Raw genomic sequence first — 20,413 nt, 5'->3', positions numbered from 1 at the left:
GAGGTTCACCGGTTCAATAGTAAAAGCGCTCTTCGGTGATCTTGCCGTTCTTGACCGTGTACAGGCCAACCTCATCCATGGTGACACGCTCGCCGGTGGATTTTGGCGTTATGTCGAACTTGAAGCGCACGGCGAACTGGTCGCCATTGAGATACGGCCCCTCGACGAGGCCGCCATGGACTTCGTGGTTCTCTTGCCACCATTGGCTCTTTTGCTTGAGAGCCTCTTTGCCACGAGCCACGGCCATCGGCCCTTCCATGGCTTCGTAGCTGACGATATCGTCGGCATTGTATTTCTCGGCCGCACCGTCGTGATCACCCTGCTTGAGGAGCTCGGTGAAATCCTTGGCAATTTCCGCGATGGTCATGTGTTCCTCCTGTTTTGACACGCTGCAAGTAGGGAACAGCCTGTCTGTGCGCCACTGCCGGCCGGTCGATAGCTGACAAGGCGCTGTCAGGACGATGGACATAGCGTAGCCGTGTGACGATGATTTGATTTGAGGCAGAGCGACCGGCGCATCACATCGCATTCAGCGGCCAACATTCCGGGAAAACGTACTTCTTCAGTCCGCGCAAGCTGTGCACAAGAACGAACTGCCGGGCGATAAAGCTAATTGGGCCGACAGGCTGTTGGGGAATGATCTTCTGATCATAGGCCAGCGTCAAATGTGGAACGAAACCATTTGAAGCCTTGAGGCCCTCGCGCAACATTTCAACGCCGAGTTTCCTGCTCAATTCACAAACCGGGCCGTCATCGGCAAGAAGCACGAAAGGATGCTTGGCCGGGCGGCCCCGCGTTGCCGGGCGACCGGGAAAGCTCCTGAAATGACGGAAGGTGACCTCAAATTCGGACATCACGATGCGCCGCCCGGATCGGGCGGCTGCAAAGATGATTTTCTCTCGCAGTCTCTTGTAGTCACCGACGTGCTGCAGGCTGACGTGAAACCGGTGATACAGCAGACGGGAGCCAGTTATCTCACATTGGCCGCATAGGCGGCTTTGGCAATCCGCAAACCGCGAATAGTCTTTCTGCTGTAGAAATAAGGCGTAGAAGACGCGCTCCGGTTGCTTGGGCCGCCATGGCGGCTCTGGAATTCCGAAATCGAACTCGCCCTGGTACATACGCATACGCTCGCCAAGGAACGCTCCTGTTTCGTTCTAATACAAGAACAAAACAGGAACATATTCCCAAGTCAAGCGCGGATTGGCCTGATCCTTACGCTCCGTAGCCGATGATGCCTTTGACTTCGAGGAAGTCATGGATCGCCCAATCGGCGTATTCGCGGCCATTGCCCGACTGCTTGTAGCCGCCGAACGGAGCGAACGTGTCCCACTCGGGGTAGTTGATGGAGACCTGCCCGGCGCGCAGTTGTGCAGCCACCTTGCGCGCATGGTCGATATCCGCGGACTGCACATAGGCGGCGAGGCCGTAGACGGTGTCGTTGGCGATCTTCACCGCGTCGTCGTCGTCATTATAGGAAATGACCGACAGCACCGGGCCGAAGATTTCTTCCTTTTCGATGGTCATGCCCGGCGTGACGTGACCAAACACGGTCGGGCGCACATAGTAGCCGCGATTGAGGTGTTCGGGCCTGCCGGGTCCACCGGTGACCAGCGTGGCGCCTTCCTTGATGCCGGCTTCGATCAGGCGCTGGATCTTGTTGAACTGCAGCTCGCTGACGACCGGGCCAAGCTTGGTCTCTTCATTGCGCGGGTCGCCGACATTGTGTGCCTCGGCGGCCTTCTTGGCGATGGCGAGCGCCTCGTCGTGGCGGGCGGCTGGCACCAGCATGCGGGTCGGCGCGTCGCAGGACTGGCCGCTGTTGCCGAAGCAACCCTCGACACCCTTGCGCACCGCCGTTTCGAAATCGGCGTCCGGCAGGACGATGTTGGCGGACTTGCCGCCCAGTTCCTGCGCCACGCGCTTGACCGTCTGCGCCGCGGTCTGCGCGACGATGATGCCGGCGCGGGTCGAACCGGTGAAGGACACCATGTCGACGTCGGGATGGCCGGCCATGATCTGCCCGACATCCGGGCCGTTGCCGTTGACCATGTTGTAGACGCCCTTCGGCGTGCCGGCGGCTTCCATGACTTCGGAGAAGACGATGCCGCTGATCGGTGCGATCTCGGAGGGCTTCAACACCACGGTGCAGCCGGCGGCGATGGCCGGCGCGACCTTGCAGACGATCTGGTTGAGCGGCCAGTTCCACGGCGTGATCAGCGCGCAAACGCCGATCGGCTCCTTGACCACCAGGGTGCCGCCGCGCTTCTCGGAAAACTCGTAATCCTCGAGCGCCTTGATGGTGGCTTCCATATGCGCCCTGCCCGCCCAGGCCTGCGCCTCGCGCGCCCAGGTGATGGGCGAACCATTTTCCTGGCTCACGGCCTGGGCGATGTCCTCGTAGCGTTCGTTGTAAACTTCGAGAATGCGCTTCAAGAGCTTCAGGCGCTCGGCCTTGCTGGTCTGCGAGAAGGATGGAAAAGCGGCCTTGGCGGCGGCAACCGCCTTGTCGACATCGGCCTTCGAGCCGACGGAAATTTTCGTATAGGCCTCTTCGGTCGACGGATCGATGACGTCAAGCGTCGCCGGCACCACGGGCGCCACCCATTTGCCGTCGATGAAGAAGTTGAGATGATTGCTCACAGGGAAATACTCCGGTTTTTCGGGAAATGGGCGGTCAGTTTATGCGGAGAGCATAGGGCAGTTAGCGCCACGGCGCAGGCTGATATGCGCCACGTCGCCGACGCTGAATTGAAAACCATCGGCGCGGCGCGGCGCATCGACAATGACCGACGTCCCCTGCCCGAGTTCAAGATGAAGGCGCAGGGTGCGGCCATGAAAGACAACGCCGCTCACCCGCGCCGGCGCGCTTCCTTCGGCGGCTTCGCTGGCGGCCAGAAAATCCTCCGGCCGCACGCCGACGGTGCGTGTGTCGCCGGCGGCCGGCGTCTCGCCGGTCTCCGAAGAAGCGTCCAGCGACAAGTCGCCAGCGGCGAAGCGCAACCGTTCGCCATCGCGGGCGACAAAGCGCGACTGCAGCAGGTTCATCGTGCCGATAAAGGAGGCGACAAAGCGCGTCGCGGGCCGGTCATAAAGCGTGGCCGGCGCCGCGATCTGCTCGATGCGACCCTTGTTCATGACGACGATGCGATCGGAAATCGACAGCGCCTCGGTCTGGTCATGCGTGACCATGACGAAGGTGGTGCCGAGCTGTGCCTGCAGCCGTTTCAGTTCGACCTGCATCTGTTCGCGCAGATGCGCGTCAAGCGCCGACAAGGGCTCATCGAGCAGGAGCACGCGCGGTTCGCAGACGATGGCGCGGGCGAGCGCAACGCGCTGGCGCTGGCCGCCCGACAGTTCGGAGACGCGGGCGCGAAGCTTGTCTGCCAGCCCGACCATATCAAGCGCTTCACCGACACGCCTTGCCTGCTCCGTGCCGGAAAGCTTCCGCAGCGACAGACCGAAGCCGACGTTCTCGGCGACGTTCATATGCGGGAACAGGGCATAGTCCTGGAAGACGGTATTGACAGGCCGATCGAAAGGCCGAAGCGATGTGATGTCGCGACCGTCGAGCAGCACATTGCCGCTCGACGGGTTCTCGAAGCCGGCGATGACACGCAGGCTGGTGGTCTTGCCGCAGCCGGAAGGCCCGAGAAGGGTGATGAACTCGCCGCCTACAATGTCGAGATCGATGGCGTCGAGCCCGACGATGCCGCCCGAAAAGACCTTGGAAACAGCCTGCAGCCGGACAAGTGGATCAAGCGCCATCGCGAACCTCGGAAGGTTTGGTGGTGTTGACCCACAGGATCTGGCATTGGCTGGCGCCGCGATTGTGGAAGGCGTGCAGGAGCGTGCTCTTGAAGGCGAAGCTGTCGCCGGTCTTCAACACGTATTTCGTGGAATCCACCACCAGCTCGACCTCGCCTGAAAGCACGCAGCCGAACTCGTGGCCGGCATGCGCGTAGGCCTCAGCCGTCCCGCCGCCGGCCTCGACCGTGACCAACATACCGGTCAGCGTGGCGCCCGGGGGTGACAGCAACGCCTTGGCGATGCCTTCCGACTTGACCGGGATCGAACGGCGCTTGTCGGCGCGCACGCAATAGAGGTCGTTGACGGCATCGTCGCCGTCGGCGATCAGCGCCGACGGTTCGATGTCGAGGGCGGCGGCCAGCGGCCAGATCACCTTGACGCGCAGCGAGGACAGGCCGCGCTCGATCTGGCTGAGCGCGCCGATGGAGATGCCGGCTTTAGCCGCAAGATCGGCCAGCGACAGGTGGCGCTCAAGCCGCAGCGCGCGCACGCGACGGCCGACGCGGATGTCGGCATCGTCCCTCGGTTTCTCGGCGGCTTCGTCGGTAACATCCATGCATTCGTCCTCGTTGTCTCATATCAGCACGGCGCAGCGCCGACGGGCTCCCCTTCTCCCCTTGTGGGAGAAGGTGTCGCCGAAGGCGACGGATGAGGGGTGTTCCAGCTTGACACCGATGGCGCTCCGGCCAGCACCCCTCATCCGTCTCGGCGCTGCGCGCCGATCCACCTTCTCCCACAAGGGGAGAAGGGAAGACCTCAGGTTCATCCCCCAGCCTTCACCTTCTCGAACATCTTGGCCACGTCGTCATTCTGCTTCATCGGTCCGGTGAAGATGGTGCTCTTCAGCATCACATCCGGATCGGCCGGCAGTTGCAGCTTGTCCAGCTCTTCCTTCGACACGCCGGCGAAAGCGGTGCTCAGCGAGCTGCCGTAGCCATAGGACTGGATCAGGAACTTGCCCGAGTCCGCATCGAGCCGGCTGTTGATGAAGTCATAGGCAAGGTCGACATTCTTGGCGTCCTTGAGCATGACGAAGCCGCAGGCCCAGGTCAGCATGCCTTCCTTGGGCTTCATGAACTCGACCGGCACACCCTGCTTCTTGAGCGAGGTCGCGGACGCGTTCCAGGTCATGGCGGCGACGAGCTGGCCGCTGGCCAATGCCTGTTCGACCGAGGTCATGTCGGTGGTGTAGCTCGACAGCAGCGGGCGCTGCTCGCGCAACTTCTCGGCCACCTTGTCCATTTGCTCCGGCGTCATGTCGAAGGGGTTCACGCCCGCCAGCAGCGCCGCCACGATCGGCGTGTCATGCACGGCGTCGATGGTCGCCATGCGGCCGGCATATTGCTTGTCCCAAAGCAGGTTCCAGCTCGCCTCGGGGTTCTTCACCAGATCGGTGCGGTAGAGGATCGAGGTGTTGCCCCAGTCCCAGGGTACCATCCAGACCTTGCCGTCGCCGGCCTGCAGGTCGGGCAGGTTCTTGAAAACCGGGAAGATCGAATCCCAGTTCTTGATGCGTTTGGTGTCGATCGGCTGCAGCAGGCCTTCCTTGTTCCAGCGCGCCACCTTGTCGTAGCAGGGGTGCGCGATATCGGGGCGGAAACCGGCCTTGACCTTGGTGAAGGCGTCGTCGTCGTCGCCGAAGATGGAAGCCTCGACGCCATCGGGATGCGCCGCAAGGAAGCTCTTGTTGAAGTCGGGCAGTTCATAGCCCGACCAGGTGAAGTATTGCAGCTTGTCGGCGGCGATCGCCACCGTCGACGACAGCGCCAGCGCCAGCGCGGCGAGGCCGGCCCGGGCTTTCTGTCCGGTCAGCGATTTCAGATGGAATGCCATTTTTCGTTCTCCTCTCTGGTTGTTGTGGTTCAGGCTGGACTGCGGCGCGCGGCGCCGAGCCCGCGATGACGCAATATCTCGGCGGTGCCGGCGATGATGAAGGACACGGCCAGGATCACCGTCCCCAGGGCCATGACGGTCGGCAGCGAGCGGGGAAAGCGCAGCTGGCTCCAGATATAGAGCGGCAGCGTCGGCTCGGTGCCGGCGAGGAAGAAGACGACGATGAATTCGTCGAAGGAGATCAGGAAGGCGAGCATGAACGCCGACAGCACGGCCGGCGCACTCAGCGGCAGCATGACACGCCGGAACGTCGTCCAGTCGGAAGCGCCAAGGTCGAGCGCCGCCTCGCGGACCGTCCTGGGGATGGCGGCGAAGCGGCTGCGCATGACGACGACGGTGGTCGGCAGCGCCACCAGTATATGGCCGAGCACGATGGCGACGCGCGATGGGCCGAGCCCGATCAGGTTGACCAGGATCAGGAGCGAAATGCCGACAATCACGCCGGGGATGAGGATCGGCAGCCGCGCGATGGCGCTGATGGTGGCGGCCAGCGGCGAGCGCCCATAGAGGTCCATGTAGGAGACGGTAATGCCGCACAGCGTGGCGCCGGAAGCGGCGATGGCACCGATGACGAGACTGTTGGCAAGCGCGCCGGACAGGGCCGGATTGCCGTAGAGCGTCGCATACCATTGCAGCGTGAAGCCTTGCAGCGGAAACGCTGCCTGGATGGAATCGTTGAAGGAAAACAGCGGGATCAGCAGAACCGGCAGATAGAGAAACACCAGATAGGCAAGCACATAGAGGCCGAGCCAGCGGCCATCTTGTTTCGTGCTGGCGCGTTGAGCGTTCATGTGCGGCTGCCAAACCTGCGGTCGGCGCCGCGCGCGACCAGCACCACCAGGAGGATGACCAGCATGACGCAGACCGAAAGGGCGGCGCCGAACGGCCAATCATTGGCCTTGCCGAACTGCGACTGGATCAATGTGCCGATCATGGTGCTGGCCGGGCCACCGACCATCGCCGGTGTGACGTAGTCGCCGACCGTCGGCACGAAGACGACGAGAGCGGCGGCGAGCACGCCCGGCATGGAGTTTGGCAGCACCACACGGCGAAAGGCGGTGAAGGGCCGCGCGCCGAGATCGGAAGCGGCCTCGAGCAACGATTTCGGAATCGTGTCGAGCGCCACATAGATCGGCAGGATGGCGAAGGGCGCGTAGGCATGGGCGAGCGTCACGACCACCGCCGCCGGCGTGTTGAGGAAGGCCAGGGTCGGCTCGGACCAGATGCCGGTCTCGATCAAGGCAGAATTCAGCACGCCATTGTAGGCAAGCACGATCTTCCAGGCGAAGACGCGCAGGAGATAGCTGGTCCAGAACGGCAGCGTCACCAGGAACAGCAGCAGCCCGCGCCGCCGGCCGGCGTGGAAGGCCAGATAGTAGGCGACGGGATAGGCCGTGACCACCGTGGCCAGAGTGACCAGGCCGGCGATGACCAGGGAGCGCAGCGTTACCGTCCAGTAGAGCGGATCGGAAAGCACCGTGGTGAAATTGGCGATGCTGAAGCCGTTGCCCAGCAGCGAGCCGTCATTGGCGCGAAAGGCGAGAAAGATCACCAGCGCCAGGGCAAACAGGATCAGCAGGAAGGTGACCAGTGCCCCCGGCAGCAACATGGCGAGGCGAAAGCCCGACGAAGAGCGGCCTTGCGACGCTTGTGCTGAAACCAGGGTCGACATTGACCGGCCTGTCAAAAATTTGAAACCACCTAAGATTTTTTCATATTTGTGAAACTGTCAAGCGGAATCCTCCGCTTGGGAATGGGCTTGCTGATGCTTGAGCCTTGAGAGCCAAGGTACCAGCGCCAGATCGCAGGACATGAAAATTTTGTCTTGGATTTCACGTCTTTGAAATTTGAACCTGACCATACCCCGCAGGAACCTCGAGAACACGGCACTTGAATCGCGGGATAGACGTTTTGCCGGAATCCGGTGAAAGTGCCGCGCCAAACGCGCTCGATGATCAGAGGAACACCGCATGACCAACCCGACACGTCTGCCCACCGAAGGCCTTTTTGTCGGGCGCGCGAGGAGCGGCGATGCCTCGCATCCGCTGGTGGTCACGGTCCGCGACGGCACCGTCTTCGACATCACGTCGAGCGCAGCGCCGACCATGCGCGACCTCTGCGAAATAAAGGATCCGGCCGCGCATGTGCGCACGGCCAAGGGCAAGCCGATCGGCTCGCTCGATGACATCGCGGCCAACAGTTTCGAGGCCACGCGCGATCCGGCAAAACCCTATCTCCTCTCCCCGGTCGACCTGCAAGCGGTCAAGGCATCGGGCGTGACCTTCGTCGTCAGCCTGCTCGAGCGGGTGATCGAGGAACAGGCGCGCGGCTCGGCTGACAAGGCGGATGCCATCCGCGCCGATATTGCCGGGCTGATCGGCCATGATCTGTCGAAACTCAAGCCCGGCTCGCCGGAAGCCATGGAGATCAAGGCCAAGCTCATTTCACGCGGTGCGTGGTCGCAATATCTCGAAGTGGGCATCGGCCCGGACGCCGAGATCTTCACCAAGTGCCAACCAATGGCCTCAGTCGGCTTCGGCGCCGATGTCGGCCTGCACCCGGTCTCGACCTGGAACAATCCCGAACCCGAGATCGCCATGATCGCCGCCAGCACCGGCAGCATCGTCGGCGCCACGATCGGCAACGACGTCAACCTGCGCGATGTCGAGGGGCGTTCGGCGCTGCTGCTGGGCAAGGCCAAGGACAACAATGCTTCCGCCGCGCTCGGGCCATTCATCCGCCTGTTCGACGACAGCTTCTCGATGGACGACGTGAAGCAAGCCGTCGTGCGGCTGAAAGTCGAGGGCGAGGACGGGTTTTCGCTGGAGGGCGCGAGCTCCATGGCTGAGATCAGCCGCTCGCCGGAAGAACTGGTCGCCGCGGCCATGGGCCTGCATCACCAGTATCCGGACGGGTTGGCGCTCTATCTCGGCACCATGTTCGTGCCGTCGAAGGACCGCGGCGAAAAAGGCAAGGGGTTCACGCACAAGGTCGGCGACATCGTCACCATCTCATCGGAAAAGTTCGGTGCGCTGGTCAACCGGGTACGGCTGTCGCCGGATTGCCCGCACTGGACCTACGGCGCCAGCCATCTGATGCGCGACCTTGCCAGGGCCGGCCTGCTCCAGTGATCCCATAGACGGCCCTTGGCGCGCTGAACGGGCGCCATCAACACAATTTTATGCGGAATTCGGGTGACTGCGAACGCAATCCGCTTCAAGATCGCGATGCGGTCGGGGGGCCGTTGCGATGTCCGATTCGCCGATATTGTTCGTGCGCACCGCCGCCAAGCGCTTTGGCGGCACGGTCGTGCTCGAAGACATGAACCTTATGGTCGAGCGCGGCTCGATCCACGCCCTGGTTGGCGAAAGCGGCGCCGGCAAATCGACGCTGGTCAAGGTGCTGGCGGGCATGATCCGGCCGGACGGCGGCACCATCGAATTCGACGGCAAGAAAGCGATCATCGACAGCCCCAGCGCCGCGCGAAAGCTCGGCATCGGCGTGGTTATGCAGCGGCCGGGACAATTTCCTGAGCGCCCGGTGCTCGCCAATCTGTTCGTCAACCGCGAACCGGTTCACAACGGGCTGATCTCCCGGCGCGAGATGGAGGCGCGCAGCCGCGACCTGCTTCGCCAGCTTGGTCTCGCCATCGATGTCCATGCCCCGCTCGGCGACCTCGGACCGGGCGACCGGCAGCTTGTCGCGATCGCCCGCGTACTGCTGGAGAGCCCCAGACTGCTTGTTCTCGACGATCCGAATTCGGCACTCGACCAACAGCAGAACGAGCGGCTTTCCGCGGCGCTGAGGGGACTGACGGCAAAGGGGATGAGCGTGCTCTACGCGTCGAACCGGCTGGGGGATGCGCTGGCCATTGCCGATCAGCTGACGGTGATGCGCAACGGCCGCGACGTGCTGACCAAGGCGCGGCAGGATCTGACGACCTCCGAGGAGGCGATGATCGGCCAGTTGCGCCAGTCGCTCTTCCCGCTGCCGCTTAGGGCCTTGCCGCAGCATGCTGGCACGTTGCGGCCGCGAATATTCGTCGACGGGCTGGCCGGCGGCCTGCTTTCCAGCGCCAGTCTGACGGCACATGCGGGCGAGATTCTCGGGATTGCCGGCACCGCCGGACAGGATCTGCTCGCCCTGTTGTTCGGACTGAAGAAGCCGCGCCAGGGCAAGGTGCGTTTTCCCGATGGAGACGGCTTGCCAAAAACGCGGATGGAGGCGGCCCGGCGCAACATCTGCATGGTGTCGGGAGATCGCGGCAGCGGGCTGATGCCCGACAAGTCCATCGCCTTCAACATGGCAAGCGTGGTCGTCGGCGCGCGCAGCTGGGGGTCGCGCTGGTATTCACCCAGATCGGCAATCGACCGCGCCACGCGGCAGATCGAGGCGCTGCGCATCAGGAGCGCGCCGGAGATGCCCGCCGGGTCGCTTTCAGCCGGCGGACAGCAGAAGGTGGCCATCGCCAAATGGCTGGAAATCGGCCCGCAGGTGATGCTGCTCGACGAGCCGGCCCGCGGCGTCGACATTGGCAGCAAGCAGGAAATCTACGCCCTGATCCGCCAGATGGCGGCCAGCGGCTGCATCGTCATCCTGCATTCGAGCGAGCTGTCCGAACTGACAGGGCTTTGCGATCGTATCCTTGCTTTCCATCAGGGCAAGCTGGCCGGTGAAATCGCCGGCGATGACATGGATACCGGCATGCTTGCGAGGCTGATCGCTTCCGGCAAGCCCACGGACGAACGCCTTCGGGGAAAACAGGAGAACGCGGCATGACCGGGATCGATACGGCGCCGACGCTCGCCGGCTCGGCGAACCATCCCCCCAGGCGCCGCCTCCGGCTGCCTGCGGAGACGGGCGCCGTCATCGCGCTCGCCGTTCTGGTCGCGCTGCTCGGCTGGCTCAGCCCCTCCTTCCTCGAGCCCGCCAGCCTGCTCTCGGTGCTGGGCCAGGCCGCCCTTCCCGGCTTGCTGGCGATCGGCATGGTGTTCGTGCTCGCGGCCCGCCAGATCGACATTTCGGCCGGCGCCGTGTTTCATCTCGCGGCGACCATCGCGGCCCTGCTCATAATTGCCGGAACGAACCCCTGGCTCGCCGCACTGGCAGGCGTCGCGGCCGGCGCCGGGCTCGGGCTGATCAACGGCCTTCTGGTGATCGCGCTGCGGCTGCCGGCCCTGCTCGTGACGCTCGGCACATGGTGGATGATCCAGGGCCTGTCGCTGGTCGTCGGCAAGGGGCAGACAATCGCGCCGCCGGGCCAGGATGTCTTGGCCGCGCTGTCGGGCAACGCGTTCGTCATCGTTCCGGCGACAGGCATCATCTTTGTCGTGTTGGCGGTGGCGATGCATGTGGTGCTCCACCGCACCCGTTTCGGCTACCGGGTCCAGGCCGTGGGCAGCAATCCACAAGCCGCCGCCCATGCCGGCATTCCGACAGGCAATGTCAGGGTGCTGACGCTGGTGCTGATGGGTGCGATGGCCGGACTTGCCGGCGTGATCCATATCGGCGCCCATGGCGCCGTTGCTCCCGGTGACGGCGGCACATTCGCGCTGCTGGCGATCGCGGCGGCCATTATCGGCGGCACACCACTTTCGGGCGGCACCGGCAGTGTCATCGGCGCCGCGATCGGCATGCTGGTCCTGCAGACAATACTGAGCGCCATGACACTTCTTGGCGTGGATGCCATCTGGGCCGCTTTCGCCACCGGTGCGCTGATCGTGCTTGCCCTCGCTGTCGACCGGCTGATCCGGCTGTGGCGTGAACGGCGCACCGGATACGGTCGCGACGATCCCCTCGGCTGAGCCCTCTAGAGCATGATGCCGAAAAGTGTGAAGCGGTTTTCGGGTGACATCATGCTCTATCTATTTGGTTTAGAGGCGGATTCAGATTTCAGGTCGATCCGACCTGAAATCATCCGGCTCTAGGCCAATCATCTGGTCGCCCTGAAAATCACCGCAGCTGATGCAATCTGATGGGACCGCTGATGGCGCCGCGTCGGGCGCCGACTACATCTGCAGATGGAGGCTTGCCAACCGTCGAAAAAGGGGATGCTCTTGAGGCTCCGAGCGGCGCTGGCAAAAAGACGCATCCGGCAGAAGCCGGAACAAGGGACGGATCATCTTCAACCGGGAGGAAATCAAATGCTGACAAGACTAAGACTTGTGCTCTACGGCCTGCTGGTCGCGCTGACGGTCATTCCGGCGGCGGCGCAGGCCAAGACATTCTACTGGATTTCGCATGGCGGCCCCGCCGACCCGGTCTGGACCTATTTCCTGGCCGGCGCCAAGCAATGGGCCAAGGATACCGGCAACACCGTCAACACCTCGTTCCACAATGGCGACGTCGCCTCGCAGCAGGAAGCGGTCCGCGCCGCCCTCTCCGCCAAGGCCGACGGCATCGTCACCACCAGCCCGGATCCGGGCAGCCTCGTCGAGATCGTCAAGGAAGCCCGCGCGGCCAACATCCCGATCATCAACTTCAACACACCCGACCCCAAGGCCAATTTCAACGCCTATGTCGGCGGCGACAATGTCACCTTCGGCAAGCACTGGGCGCAGTATCTGGTCGACAAGGGCTTGGTGAAGAAGGGTGATTTCGTCTGGATGCCGGTCGAAATCCCCGGCGCCACCTATGGCGTGCAGGAAGAGGAAGGCATCAAGAGCGTCTTCGGTCCGCTCGGCATCACCTATGAGGTCACCGAAGCCACGCTCGACCAGGCAGAAGTGATCAACCGCATGGTCGACTACCTCACCGCTCACAAGGGCAAGGTCAACGCGATCATCGGCCTCGGCGATCTCGTCACCGGCTCGATCAAGCGCGTGTTCGACCAGGTCGGCGTCAAGCCTGGCGAAATCCCTGTCGTCGGCTGGGGCAATTCGCTCGACACCACGCAGGAAGTGCTGAACGGCTATGTAAACGCCGCTCAGTGGCAGGACCCGCAGGCGACCAGCTACGTCGCGCTGTCGCTCGCCAACATGGCGGCGTCAGGCATTCCTCCGGGTTTCAACGTCATCACCGGCGCGCTCTATGAAAAGGACACCGCCGGCGTCTACGACAAGATCCTGTCCGGAAAATAATCCGCGATCCCTGGCGCCGCGCATCATCGCGCGGCGCCAGGTATTTTCCCGCGCCGCGACCAGTCCGCCGAAGCGGCGGAGATCGTGGCCTGCTCCAACCATGTCGCGGGTTCAATGGAAAACCGTTCCTTCATCCAACGCCTGATCGGCCGGCCGGAATTCGGTCCGCTGGTGCTGCTTGTCGTCGAGCTCGCTGTCTTCTGGGGCATCAATCCCGACTTCCTGTCGCCGCAGAACATTTCCAACATCCTTGCCTTCACCGTCGAACTCGGCCTGATCGCGCTGGCGATGACGCTGCTGATGACATCGGGCGAATTCGACCTCTCGGTCGGCTCGCTGTTCGGCTTCTCGCCAGTGCTGATGTGGACGCTTTACAACAGCGGCGTCACCTCGCTGGAGGTGGGCCTGCTTGCCGCTCTGCTGGTCGCGGCGATCGTCGGGCTGGTCAATGGCTGGTTCGTGACCCAGCTGAAGATCCCATCCTTCCTGGTCACGCTCGGCATGCTGCTGGTGGTACGCGGCACCGCCCTGTTCATCACCGACGGCTTTCCGCAGCGCACCTGGAGCGCCGAAGGCAGCTGGCTGGCGAACCTCTTGGTCGGCGATTTCTACATCGGACCGTTCCGCGTCTATGCCTCGCTGTTCTGGTTCATCGGCGCCGCGATCGTCCTTGGCTATGTGCTGACCCAGAGCCGCACCGGCAACTGGATCCAGGCGGCCGGCGGCAATCCGCTCGCGGCACGCGCCCGGGGCGTCAATGTCAGCCGCGTCAAGATCGGCCTGTTCGTCCTGTCCTCGGTGATGGCTTCGCTCGCCGGCGTCATCTCCTCGCTGCGCACATCGGCCGCCAACCCAAACAGCGGAACCGGCTACGAGCTCGAAGTCATCGCCATGGTGGTGATCGGCGGCACGGCGCTGACGGGCGGGCGCGGCACCATCATCGGCACCGTGCTCGGCATCCTGATCCTGCGCGTGATGCGCAACGGCATCGTGCTGATCGGCGTGCCGGGGCTTGCCTACAACATCTTCATCGGCGCCATCATCCTTGGCATGATGGCATTGCATTCATGGCTGGAACGCCGGCACCAGGCAGGGACTTGAACCATGGCCGAGCCATTGATCCGCATGCAGAACATCCGCAAGTCCTATGGGCGCGTGCAAGCGCTGGTGGACGCCAATTTCCATGTCAACGAAAAGGAGATCGTCGGCCTGCTCGGCGACAATGGCGCCGGCAAATCGACGCTGATCAAGGTTCTTTCCGGCGCTGTGCCGCTGACCAGCGGCGACATCTTCATCCGCGGCAAGAAGGTCAGCCTGCGCAGCACCAGCGACGCCATCGCCCACGGCATCGAGACGATCTACCAGGATTCGGCGCTGGTCACGCAACTGTCGATCGCGCGCAATCTGTTTCTCGGGCGCGAGCCGATCAAGCCACCGCGCTTCCTCAACCGCATGGACCAGGAGACGATGAACACGGTTGCCCGCGACCTTCTGAGAGAGGTCGGCATTTCCAAGAACATCCCGCCGACGACGCCGATCGGCTCGCTTTCCGGCGGCGAGCGCCAGGCCGTGGCGATCGCCCGCGCGATGCATTTCGACAGCGACCTCATCATCCTCGACGAACCGACCAACAATCTCGGCGTCGCCGAGACGCAGGGCGTGTTGAGCTTCGTGCGCAACGCCCGCGATTCCGGCCATTCCTGCATCTTCATCGCCCACAACATCCACCATGTCTTCCAGGTGGTCGACCGCATCGTCGTCATGCGCCGGGGCAAGGTGGTCGCCGACGACATCGATCCGAAGAAGACAACCGTGGCGGAAGTCGAACGGATCATCACCGGCATGTCGGACAAAGAAATCCGCGACGCCGTCGCCGACGGCAAGCCGGCGCACTGAGGACGGGCGGATTCGCCTTGTCGAAGCAACCGGATCCACATCACGGTGACGGGTGTCGATCGCCCGCCCCTCAGATCACATCACCTGTCACATCACTTGTGTGGCGTGCCATCGCGTCGACGGATAGGGTCGCGGCATGAAGGCCACCGTCTCCGACATCGCCAGAAATTGCGGGCTGTCGACCGCCACGGTCGACAGGGTGCTCAACAACCGGCCGGGCGCCAGCGCCGCCAACCGGCAGCGCGTGCTGGAAGCCGCCAAGCAGCTCGGCTATCTGCCGGTCGCCGACCAGGTGACGCTTCCCTCCAAGCCGGCAAATCTCGAATTCTTCCTGCCGATCGGCAGCAACGCCTTCATGCAGGATCTGGCCAGGCACATCGAAGACTATGCATCGCGCCTGCCGCTGGTGGCATCCTGCCGGATCCACAACCTCGCCGGCATCTCGCCGAACGCGCTGCAGACGGCAGTGGAAAAGCTGTCGTTGCGGGCCAACGGCGTCGGCGTCATCGCCGTCGACCATCCCAGGACGCGCAACATCCTGCGCGACATCGTCGAGGCCGGCATCCGCTTGGTGACGCTGGTATCCGACATTCCGGCCGCCCCTCGCTCGGCCTATGTCGGCATCGACAACCGGGTGGCGGGACGCACGGCGGCGCTTTTGATGGGACGTTTCCTCGGCGGACGCGAGGGGCGCCTGGCAATGGTCGTCGGCTCCCGCTCGTACCGCGGCCACGAGGAGCGCGAGATGGGCTTCCGTTCCGTGCTCGGCGAGGAGTTTCCCAACCTCACCGTCAGCAGCGCCGTCGAGATCAACGACGAGCCCGACGCCAGCTATGCCGAAACCATGAAGGCGCTGCGCAACGAACCGGAACTGCTCGGCATCTATTGCGTCGGCGCCGGGCGCTCCGGCGTCGCCAAGGCGATCCGGGAAGCCCGGCCCAACCGCAAGCCGGTGTTCATCTGCCATGATCTGACAAGGGAAACGCGCGGCTATCTCGTCGACGACCTCGCCGATGTCGTCATCGACCAAAACGCCAGGCTGATCGCCGAGCAGTCGGTCATCCAACTGCTCGGCTCGATCGCCTCGTCGGCGCCCTATCTGACGCGCAAGTTCATCGAGCCGCGATTGATCTTCAGGGAAAACGTACCGGTACAGTGAGCCCGTATCTCAAGGGTTTCCATGGCGACACGGCAAATCTGCACAGCTGCTATGCACAATTCATCGTTGCCGAATCGTTGGGCAATCCGTAGTTTGTCCTTGTCGGCCATCTACTCCTCCCAGATGCGATGCCGGCCCTGAATGGGGTGCACCTCCTCCCGCGCCACATTCGAAATCGAGCCCGCTGCCACCTCCTCCCGGCAGCGGGCTTTTTTCGTTCAGCCAGAAGCAATTCCACGGAAAAGCGCGAAGCCGCTACCCGCCGGAAGCGCATCAGACGTCGCATCGGATTGCGGTATTTGCGGCGCGCAACAATCGTGCACCTGCCTCGCCCAGATGGCTGGCCGTCCGCAAACAGCCGCGGCGAAATTCAACCGGCCGCGGCACCCCGGAAGGAGACGATCAATCCTTCGGCCATGCGCACGAACTGCGTGCTGGGGCCTTCGGCGCCGACGGTCTGCACGCTGACGCGCGCGCCCTCGAACAGCAGCGACAGCGTATCCGCGAGCAACTCGGCCTGTCCGATGCCGGCATCCCGGCAGAGTCCAACCAGCCGCTCGCGCTGAGCCTCCTTGAGTTCCTTGATCACCAGCCTCGCCGGATGGTCAGGCTCGGTCAGCTCGGCGGCGGCATTGGCCATGTCGCAGCCGCGGCCGTCGGTGTTGAGCATGGCAGCCGCCTTGCGAACCCAGGCGTGAAGCTGCGCGAGCTTGTCGCCGGGAAATTCGGTCTCGAAAGTGTCCCACATCGCGCCGGCCTTGGCGGCATTGGCACGCAGGCACTCGATTATCAGATCGTCCTTGGATTCGAAGTGACGATAGAGCGTCATCTTGTTCGTGCCAGCGGCTTCGGTGATGGCATCGACACCGACGCCCTTGATGCCGTGCTTGTGGAACATGTCGCGCGCAGTCTCCAGGATCCGATCCCGGGGACGAGAGCGCTCCACGACGCCGTCTGTCATCATGATCTCCTTTCGTTTCCAAAAAACCCTCGGCCACCTCTTGACTAGGGTGTTACCGGTCTGTAACTTCCAGAATGTTACTTACTGGTAACACCTATATCATCCGTCGTCAATAACAAGGCCGTGAACTGGTCCTGCCAGATCGAGACGGGTGGAAAAACTGCCAATCATGCGGCCTCGGCCGGTGAAGAGATGAAAACGGTTCGCGAGCATGGGCTGCGAATCGACAGACAGGGAGCCGGCCAATGCCACAGCGCCGCGATCTTACCATAGATGAGGCCATCCGGGATCCGATGATCCGGCTGGTCATGAAGGCAGACGGGGTCGACCCCCGCGCCTTCGAGACCATGCTTCGCTCGCTTGCCGAAGAGCAAGGGCGCGAGGTGCCGCTGCTGCGGTCACGGGAGCAATCCCGTGACGGGCACGGCCAATTGTCCAGGCTTGCCAGCGCCTTCGGGCGGGCAAGAGCAGCCGGCGAGGCATGCGTGTCGTGGTAAACTTCTTCATCCACCGTCCGATCTTCGCCTCGGCGATCGCCATCATCATGGTGCTCGCCGGTACGATTTGTTATTTCCTGCTGCCGGTATCGCAGTTTCCCGACATCACGCCGCCCCAGGTCGTGGTCAGCGCCCACTATCCGGGCGCCAGCGCGCAGGTGGTGGCGGACACGGTGACGACGCCGCTCGAGCAGCAGATCAACGGCGTGCAGGGCATGACCTACATGTCGTCGACGAGCTCCAATGACGGCTCCTCGACCATCACCATCACCTTCGATGTCGGCTATTCCCTGAGCACCGCCGCCGTCGACGTGCAGAATCGCGTCAGCCAAGCGGCCTCCTCGCTGCCGGCGATCGTCAACCAGGGCGGCGTGACGATCAAGAAGCAGAACCCGAACTTCGTCCTGATCGTCAATCTCACCTCGCCCGACAATTCCGTCGATCCGGTGGCGCTTTCCAATCTCGCCTATCTCCAGGTCGTCGATCCGCTGAAGCGGCTGCAGGGCGTCGGCGACGTGCAGATCTTCGGCGAGCGGCGCTATTCGATGCGCGTCTGGCTCGACCCGGACAAGCTCGCCAATCTCGGCATCACCGCCGTCGACGTGCAGAACGCCATCGCCGAGCAGAACGTCCAGGTCGCGGCCGGCAAGATCGGCCAGTCGCCGGCGCCGGCCGGCACCGCCTTCGAGATGCAGGTCAACGCCGTCGGCCGCCTCAGCGATCCGAAGGAATTCGGCGACATCGTCGTTCGCGCCAACACGGCGACCGGCTCGCTGGTCAAACTGCGCGACGTCGCGCGCATCGAACTCGGCGCGCTGCAATATTCGTCCTCCGCCTTCTTCGGCAAGGACCCGACCGTGGTGCTGGCCGTATACCAGATGCCCGGGTCCAACGCGCTCGACCTCCAGCAGCGCGTGAAGGACAAGATGCAGGAACTGTCCACGCGCTTCCCCAAGGGCGTGTCCTACGCCATGCACTACGACACGACGCGCTTCGTCTCGGCGTCGATGCACGACGTGCTGATCACGCTCGGCGAAGCCCTGGTGCTGGTCGTCGCCGTGGTGTTCATCTTCCTGCAGAGCTGGCGCACGACCATCATCCCGACCATCGCCATTCCGGTGTCGCTGGTGGCGACGCTCGTCGTCATGGAGATGATGGGCTTCTCGCTCAACATGCTCTCTTTGCTCGGCATGGTGCTGGCGATCGGCCTCGTCGTCGACGACGCGATCGTGGTGGTCGAGAATGTCGAGCGACAGCTCGAAGCCGGGCTGAAACCGCTCGCGGCGACCAAGGCGGCCATGGCCGAGGTCACCGGCCCGATCATCGCCACTACGGCCGTGCTGATGGCGGTGTTCATCCCGGTCGCCTTCATTCCCGGCGTGTCGGGACGGCTCTACAATCAGTTCGCGCTGACGGTGGCGATCTCGGTCGGCATCTCGGCCTTCAACTCGCTGACGCTGAGCCCGGCGCTCAGCGCCGCCTTCCTGCGCCATCGCCATGGCGAGCAGTTCGTGCTGTTCCGCTGGTTCAACACGGGCTTCGACAGACTGTCGCATGCCTACGCCCATGGCGTGCGCTTCCTCATCCGCTTGCGCTGGATCATGCTCGGCCTGTTCGCGGCCGGGCTGGTCGCCACCTATTTCGTCTGGCAGAAATTGCCCTCGACCTTCCTCCCGGTCGAGGACCAAGGCTATTTCTTCGTCGTGATCCAGCTACCCGACGGCGCCTCGCTGGAGCGCACCGACGCGGTGGCGCAGAAGGCGCGAGACATCCTGCAGGCGACGCCCGGCGTCGACATTGTCGGCTCGATCAGCGGCCTGAACTTCCTGACCAGTGCGGCGCAATCGAACTCGGCGGTCGAATTCGCCATTCTCAAGCCCTGGGAAGAGCGCGGGCCAGACCAGAGCGCATCGAAGCTGGTCTCGGACGTGCGCGGCAAGCTGATGCAGATTCCGGAAGCCTTCGCGCTTTCCTTCGATCCGCCTTCCATCCCCGGCATCGGCACCACGGGCGGCTTCGAATTCGTGGTCGAGGATCTCACCGGCCGCGGCAGCACCGCTCTCAACGACGCCACGCAAGCCGTGATCGCCGAGGCACGCAAGCAGCCGGAGATCAATCCGCAGCAACTGTTCTCGCCATTCTCGACCTCGACGCCGCAGTTCAACTACGACCTCGACCGGGCCAAGGCGAAGCTGCTAGGGCTCAATCTGCCCGACGTCTTCAACACGCTGCAGATCTATCTCGGCTCGCTCTACGTGAACGACTTCAACCTGTTCGGCCGCACGTTCCGCGTGACCATCCAGGCCGACAAGGACGCGCGTGCGGGTGCGGCCGACATCTCGCGGCTCTATGTGCGCAACGCCTCGGGCGGCATGGTGCCGCTCTCGACGCTGGGAAAGCTGGTGCCGTTCGTCGGTCCCGAAACGGTGCCGCACTATAACAACAACGCCTCGGCCACCATCAATGGCGGTGCCGCTCCGGGCTTCTCGTCGGGCCAGGCGGTCGCCGCCATGGAACGGGCCGCCGCCACCGCCCTGCCCAGGGATTTCGGCTTCGAATGGACCGGCATCACCTTCCAGGAACTCAAGGCGGGATCGATCGCGTCGGTGGTCTTTGCGCTGGCCATCGTCTTCGTCTTCCTGATCCTGGCGGCGCAATATGAGAGCTGGGCCATGCCGTTCATGGTGCTGCTCGCCGTGCCGCTCGCTCTGTTCGGCGCGTTCGCGGCACTCTGGGCGCGCGGCATGCAGATCGACGTCTACTCGCAGATCGGCTTCGTCATGCTGATCGGCCTGGCGGCCAAGAACGCGATCCTGATCGTCGAGTTCGCAAGGCGACGGCGCGAGGAAGGCCTCAGCATCATCGAGGCGTCAATGGAGGCCGCGCGGCTTAGACTGCGCCCGATCCTGATGACGGCTTTCGCCTTCATCCTGGGCGTGCTGCCGCTGATGTTCGCCACCGGCGCTGGCGCCGCCAGCCGCCAGTCGATCGGCACCACCGTGTTTGGCGGCATGGTCGCCGCGACCATCCTGTCGCTGGTGTTCGTGCCGGTCTTCTACGCGGTCATCGAACAGCTGCGGGAGCGCCGCCAAGGCGGCGAACCCGCCTCCCAACATAT

Annotated in this window: 18 protein-coding genes; 9 read left to right on the top strand and 9 right to left on the bottom strand. The window is 63.6% G+C overall.

Going from position 1 to position 20,413, the window contains the following annotated elements:
• Positions 1-13: 13 nt before the first annotated feature.
• The 8 genes from FFS37_RS26855 to FFS37_RS26820 all read right to left on the bottom strand — a co-directional run bounded on the left by FFS37_RS26855 (position 14) and on the right by FFS37_RS26820 (position 7,375).
• Positions 14-367 carry a SnoaL-like domain-containing protein gene (locus FFS37_RS26855; RefSeq protein ID WP_137933997.1) on the bottom strand — a complete coding sequence of 118 codons (354 nt, stop codon included), beginning with the start codon at positions 365-367 and terminating at the stop codon, positions 14-16.
• Positions 368-518: 151 nt separating this feature from the next.
• Entirely contained in the window at positions 519-1,127 is a 609-nt protein-coding gene (locus tag FFS37_RS26850; protein WP_232375782.1) for a 2'-5' RNA ligase family protein, read from the bottom strand.
• An 88-nt stretch (positions 1,128-1,215) separates the two neighbouring features.
• The gene (locus tag FFS37_RS26845; RefSeq protein WP_137933996.1) at positions 1,216-2,643 is read right to left on the bottom strand and encodes an aldehyde dehydrogenase family protein; all 1,428 of its coding nucleotides are present in this window, start codon (positions 2,641-2,643) and stop codon (positions 1,216-1,218) included.
• A gap of 39 nt (positions 2,644-2,682) precedes the next feature.
• Positions 2,683-3,768, bottom strand: a complete 1,086-nt coding sequence (locus FFS37_RS26840) for an ABC transporter ATP-binding protein (protein WP_137933995.1) — start codon at positions 3,766-3,768, stop codon at positions 2,683-2,685.
• The gene (locus FFS37_RS26835; protein ID WP_137933994.1) at positions 3,758-4,366 is read right to left on the bottom strand and encodes a cupin domain-containing protein; all 609 of its coding nucleotides are present in this window, start codon (positions 4,364-4,366) and stop codon (positions 3,758-3,760) included. The genes FFS37_RS26840 and FFS37_RS26835 overlap by 11 nt, the downstream gene beginning before the upstream one ends.
• 206 nt (positions 4,367-4,572) lie before the next feature.
• Positions 4,573-5,643, bottom strand: coding sequence for an ABC transporter substrate-binding protein (locus FFS37_RS26830; protein WP_137933993.1), 1,071 nt, complete (start codon positions 5,641-5,643; stop codon positions 4,573-4,575).
• 29 nt (positions 5,644-5,672) lie between these two features.
• On the bottom strand, positions 5,673-6,494 hold the full coding sequence (locus tag FFS37_RS26825) for an ABC transporter permease (RefSeq protein ID WP_137933992.1): 822 nt from the start codon (positions 6,492-6,494) through the stop codon (positions 5,673-5,675).
• Positions 6,491-7,375: an ABC transporter permease gene (locus FFS37_RS26820; RefSeq protein WP_137933991.1), complete on the bottom strand. Its 885-nt coding sequence runs from the start codon at positions 7,373-7,375 to the stop codon at positions 6,491-6,493. The genes FFS37_RS26825 and FFS37_RS26820 overlap by 4 nt, the downstream gene beginning before the upstream one ends.
• 298 nt (positions 7,376-7,673) lie before the next feature.
• On the opposite strand from FFS37_RS26820, the gene FFS37_RS26815 reads away from it, so the two are divergent.
• The 7 genes from FFS37_RS26815 (at position 7,674) to FFS37_RS26785 (ending at position 15,837) form a co-directional block, all read left to right on the top strand.
• A complete protein-coding gene (locus tag FFS37_RS26815; protein ID WP_137933990.1) occupies positions 7,674-8,834 on the top strand; it encodes a fumarylacetoacetate hydrolase family protein in 1,161 nt (386 codons plus the stop codon).
• 118 nt (positions 8,835-8,952) lie between these two features.
• Positions 8,953-10,482 carry a sugar ABC transporter ATP-binding protein gene (locus FFS37_RS26810; RefSeq protein WP_137933989.1) on the top strand — a complete coding sequence of 510 codons (1,530 nt, stop codon included), beginning with the start codon at positions 8,953-8,955 and terminating at the stop codon, positions 10,480-10,482.
• Entirely contained in the window at positions 10,479-11,507 is a 1,029-nt protein-coding gene (locus FFS37_RS26805) for an ABC transporter permease (RefSeq protein WP_137933988.1), read from the top strand. Before FFS37_RS26810 ends, FFS37_RS26805 begins: the two co-directional genes overlap by 4 nt.
• 339 nt (positions 11,508-11,846) lie before the next feature.
• Positions 11,847-12,782, top strand: coding sequence for a substrate-binding domain-containing protein (locus tag FFS37_RS26800; RefSeq protein WP_137933987.1), 936 nt, complete (start codon positions 11,847-11,849; stop codon positions 12,780-12,782).
• 114 nt (positions 12,783-12,896) lie between these two features.
• Positions 12,897-13,883 (top strand): ABC transporter permease, encoded by a 987-nt coding sequence (locus FFS37_RS26795; protein WP_137933986.1) that lies wholly within the window; start codon positions 12,897-12,899, stop codon positions 13,881-13,883.
• A gap of 3 nt (positions 13,884-13,886) precedes the next feature.
• A complete protein-coding gene (locus FFS37_RS26790) occupies positions 13,887-14,678 on the top strand; it encodes an ATP-binding cassette domain-containing protein (protein ID WP_137933985.1) in 792 nt (263 codons plus the stop codon).
• 136 nt (positions 14,679-14,814) lie between these two features.
• A complete protein-coding gene (locus tag FFS37_RS26785; RefSeq protein ID WP_137933984.1) occupies positions 14,815-15,837 on the top strand; it encodes a LacI family DNA-binding transcriptional regulator in 1,023 nt (340 codons plus the stop codon).
• 370 nt (positions 15,838-16,207) lie between these two features.
• Here FFS37_RS26785 and FFS37_RS26780 read toward each other — a convergent pair whose 3' ends face one another.
• Positions 16,208-16,798 (bottom strand): TetR/AcrR family transcriptional regulator, encoded by a 591-nt coding sequence (locus FFS37_RS26780; protein WP_137933983.1) that lies wholly within the window; start codon positions 16,796-16,798, stop codon positions 16,208-16,210.
• A gap of 245 nt (positions 16,799-17,043) precedes the next feature.
• On the opposite strand from FFS37_RS26780, the gene FFS37_RS26775 reads away from it, so the two are divergent.
• Together FFS37_RS26775 and FFS37_RS26770 are read left to right on the top strand one after the other, a co-directional pair.
• The gene (locus tag FFS37_RS26775; protein ID WP_137933982.1) at positions 17,044-17,295 is read left to right on the top strand and encodes a hypothetical protein; all 252 of its coding nucleotides are present in this window, start codon (positions 17,044-17,046) and stop codon (positions 17,293-17,295) included.
• On the top strand, positions 17,280-20,413 hold a 3,134-nt coding region (locus FFS37_RS26770; protein ID WP_171026437.1), incomplete at its 3' end, for an efflux RND transporter permease subunit. The genes FFS37_RS26775 and FFS37_RS26770, both read left to right, overlap by 16 nt.

This window comes from Mesorhizobium comanense (assembly GCF_005503535.1).
In the GTDB taxonomy this organism is placed as follows: domain Bacteria; phylum Pseudomonadota; class Alphaproteobacteria; order Rhizobiales; family Rhizobiaceae; genus Mesorhizobium; species Mesorhizobium comanense.
Note: the sequence above shows the minus strand (reverse complement) of the source record. Positions and strands in the feature narration are given on the sequence as shown.

What these genes read in the sequence shown, in the direction of transcription:
- FFS37_RS26850 (WP_232375782.1), bottom strand. Translation starts at nt 1,127, where the DNA reads ATGCGTATGTACCAGGGCGAGTTCGATTTCGGAATTCCAGAGCCGCCA.
- FFS37_RS26825 (WP_137933992.1), bottom strand. Translation starts at nt 6,494, where the DNA reads ATGAACGCTCAACGCGCCAGCACGAAACAAGATGGCCGCTGGCTCGGC.
- FFS37_RS26800 (WP_137933987.1), top strand. Translation starts at nt 11,847, where the DNA reads ATGCTGACAAGACTAAGACTTGTGCTCTACGGCCTGCTGGTCGCGCTG.
- FFS37_RS26840 (WP_137933995.1), bottom strand. Translation starts at nt 3,768, where the DNA reads ATGGCGCTTGATCCACTTGTCCGGCTGCAGGCTGTTTCCAAGGTCTTT.
- FFS37_RS26780 (WP_137933983.1), bottom strand. Translation starts at nt 16,798, where the DNA reads ATGACAGACGGCGTCGTGGAGCGCTCTCGTCCCCGGGATCGGATCCTG.
- FFS37_RS26820 (WP_137933991.1), bottom strand. Translation starts at nt 7,375, where the DNA reads ATGTCGACCCTGGTTTCAGCACAAGCGTCGCAAGGCCGCTCTTCGTCG.
- FFS37_RS26790 (WP_137933985.1), top strand. Translation starts at nt 13,887, where the DNA reads ATGGCCGAGCCATTGATCCGCATGCAGAACATCCGCAAGTCCTATGGG.
- FFS37_RS26775 (WP_137933982.1), top strand. Translation starts at nt 17,044, where the DNA reads ATGCCACAGCGCCGCGATCTTACCATAGATGAGGCCATCCGGGATCCG.
- FFS37_RS26830 (WP_137933993.1), bottom strand. Translation starts at nt 5,643, where the DNA reads ATGGCATTCCATCTGAAATCGCTGACCGGACAGAAAGCCCGGGCCGGC.
- FFS37_RS26785 (WP_137933984.1), top strand. Translation starts at nt 14,815, where the DNA reads ATGAAGGCCACCGTCTCCGACATCGCCAGAAATTGCGGGCTGTCGACC.
- FFS37_RS26835 (WP_137933994.1), bottom strand. Translation starts at nt 4,366, where the DNA reads ATGGATGTTACCGACGAAGCCGCCGAGAAACCGAGGGACGATGCCGAC.
- FFS37_RS26795 (WP_137933986.1), top strand. Translation starts at nt 12,897, where the DNA reads ATGGAAAACCGTTCCTTCATCCAACGCCTGATCGGCCGGCCGGAATTC.
- FFS37_RS26855 (WP_137933997.1), bottom strand. Translation starts at nt 367, where the DNA reads ATGACCATCGCGGAAATTGCCAAGGATTTCACCGAGCTCCTCAAGCAG.
- FFS37_RS26815 (WP_137933990.1), top strand. Translation starts at nt 7,674, where the DNA reads ATGACCAACCCGACACGTCTGCCCACCGAAGGCCTTTTTGTCGGGCGC.
- FFS37_RS26805 (WP_137933988.1), top strand. Translation starts at nt 10,479, where the DNA reads ATGACCGGGATCGATACGGCGCCGACGCTCGCCGGCTCGGCGAACCAT.
- FFS37_RS26810 (WP_137933989.1), top strand. Translation starts at nt 8,953, where the DNA reads ATGTCCGATTCGCCGATATTGTTCGTGCGCACCGCCGCCAAGCGCTTT.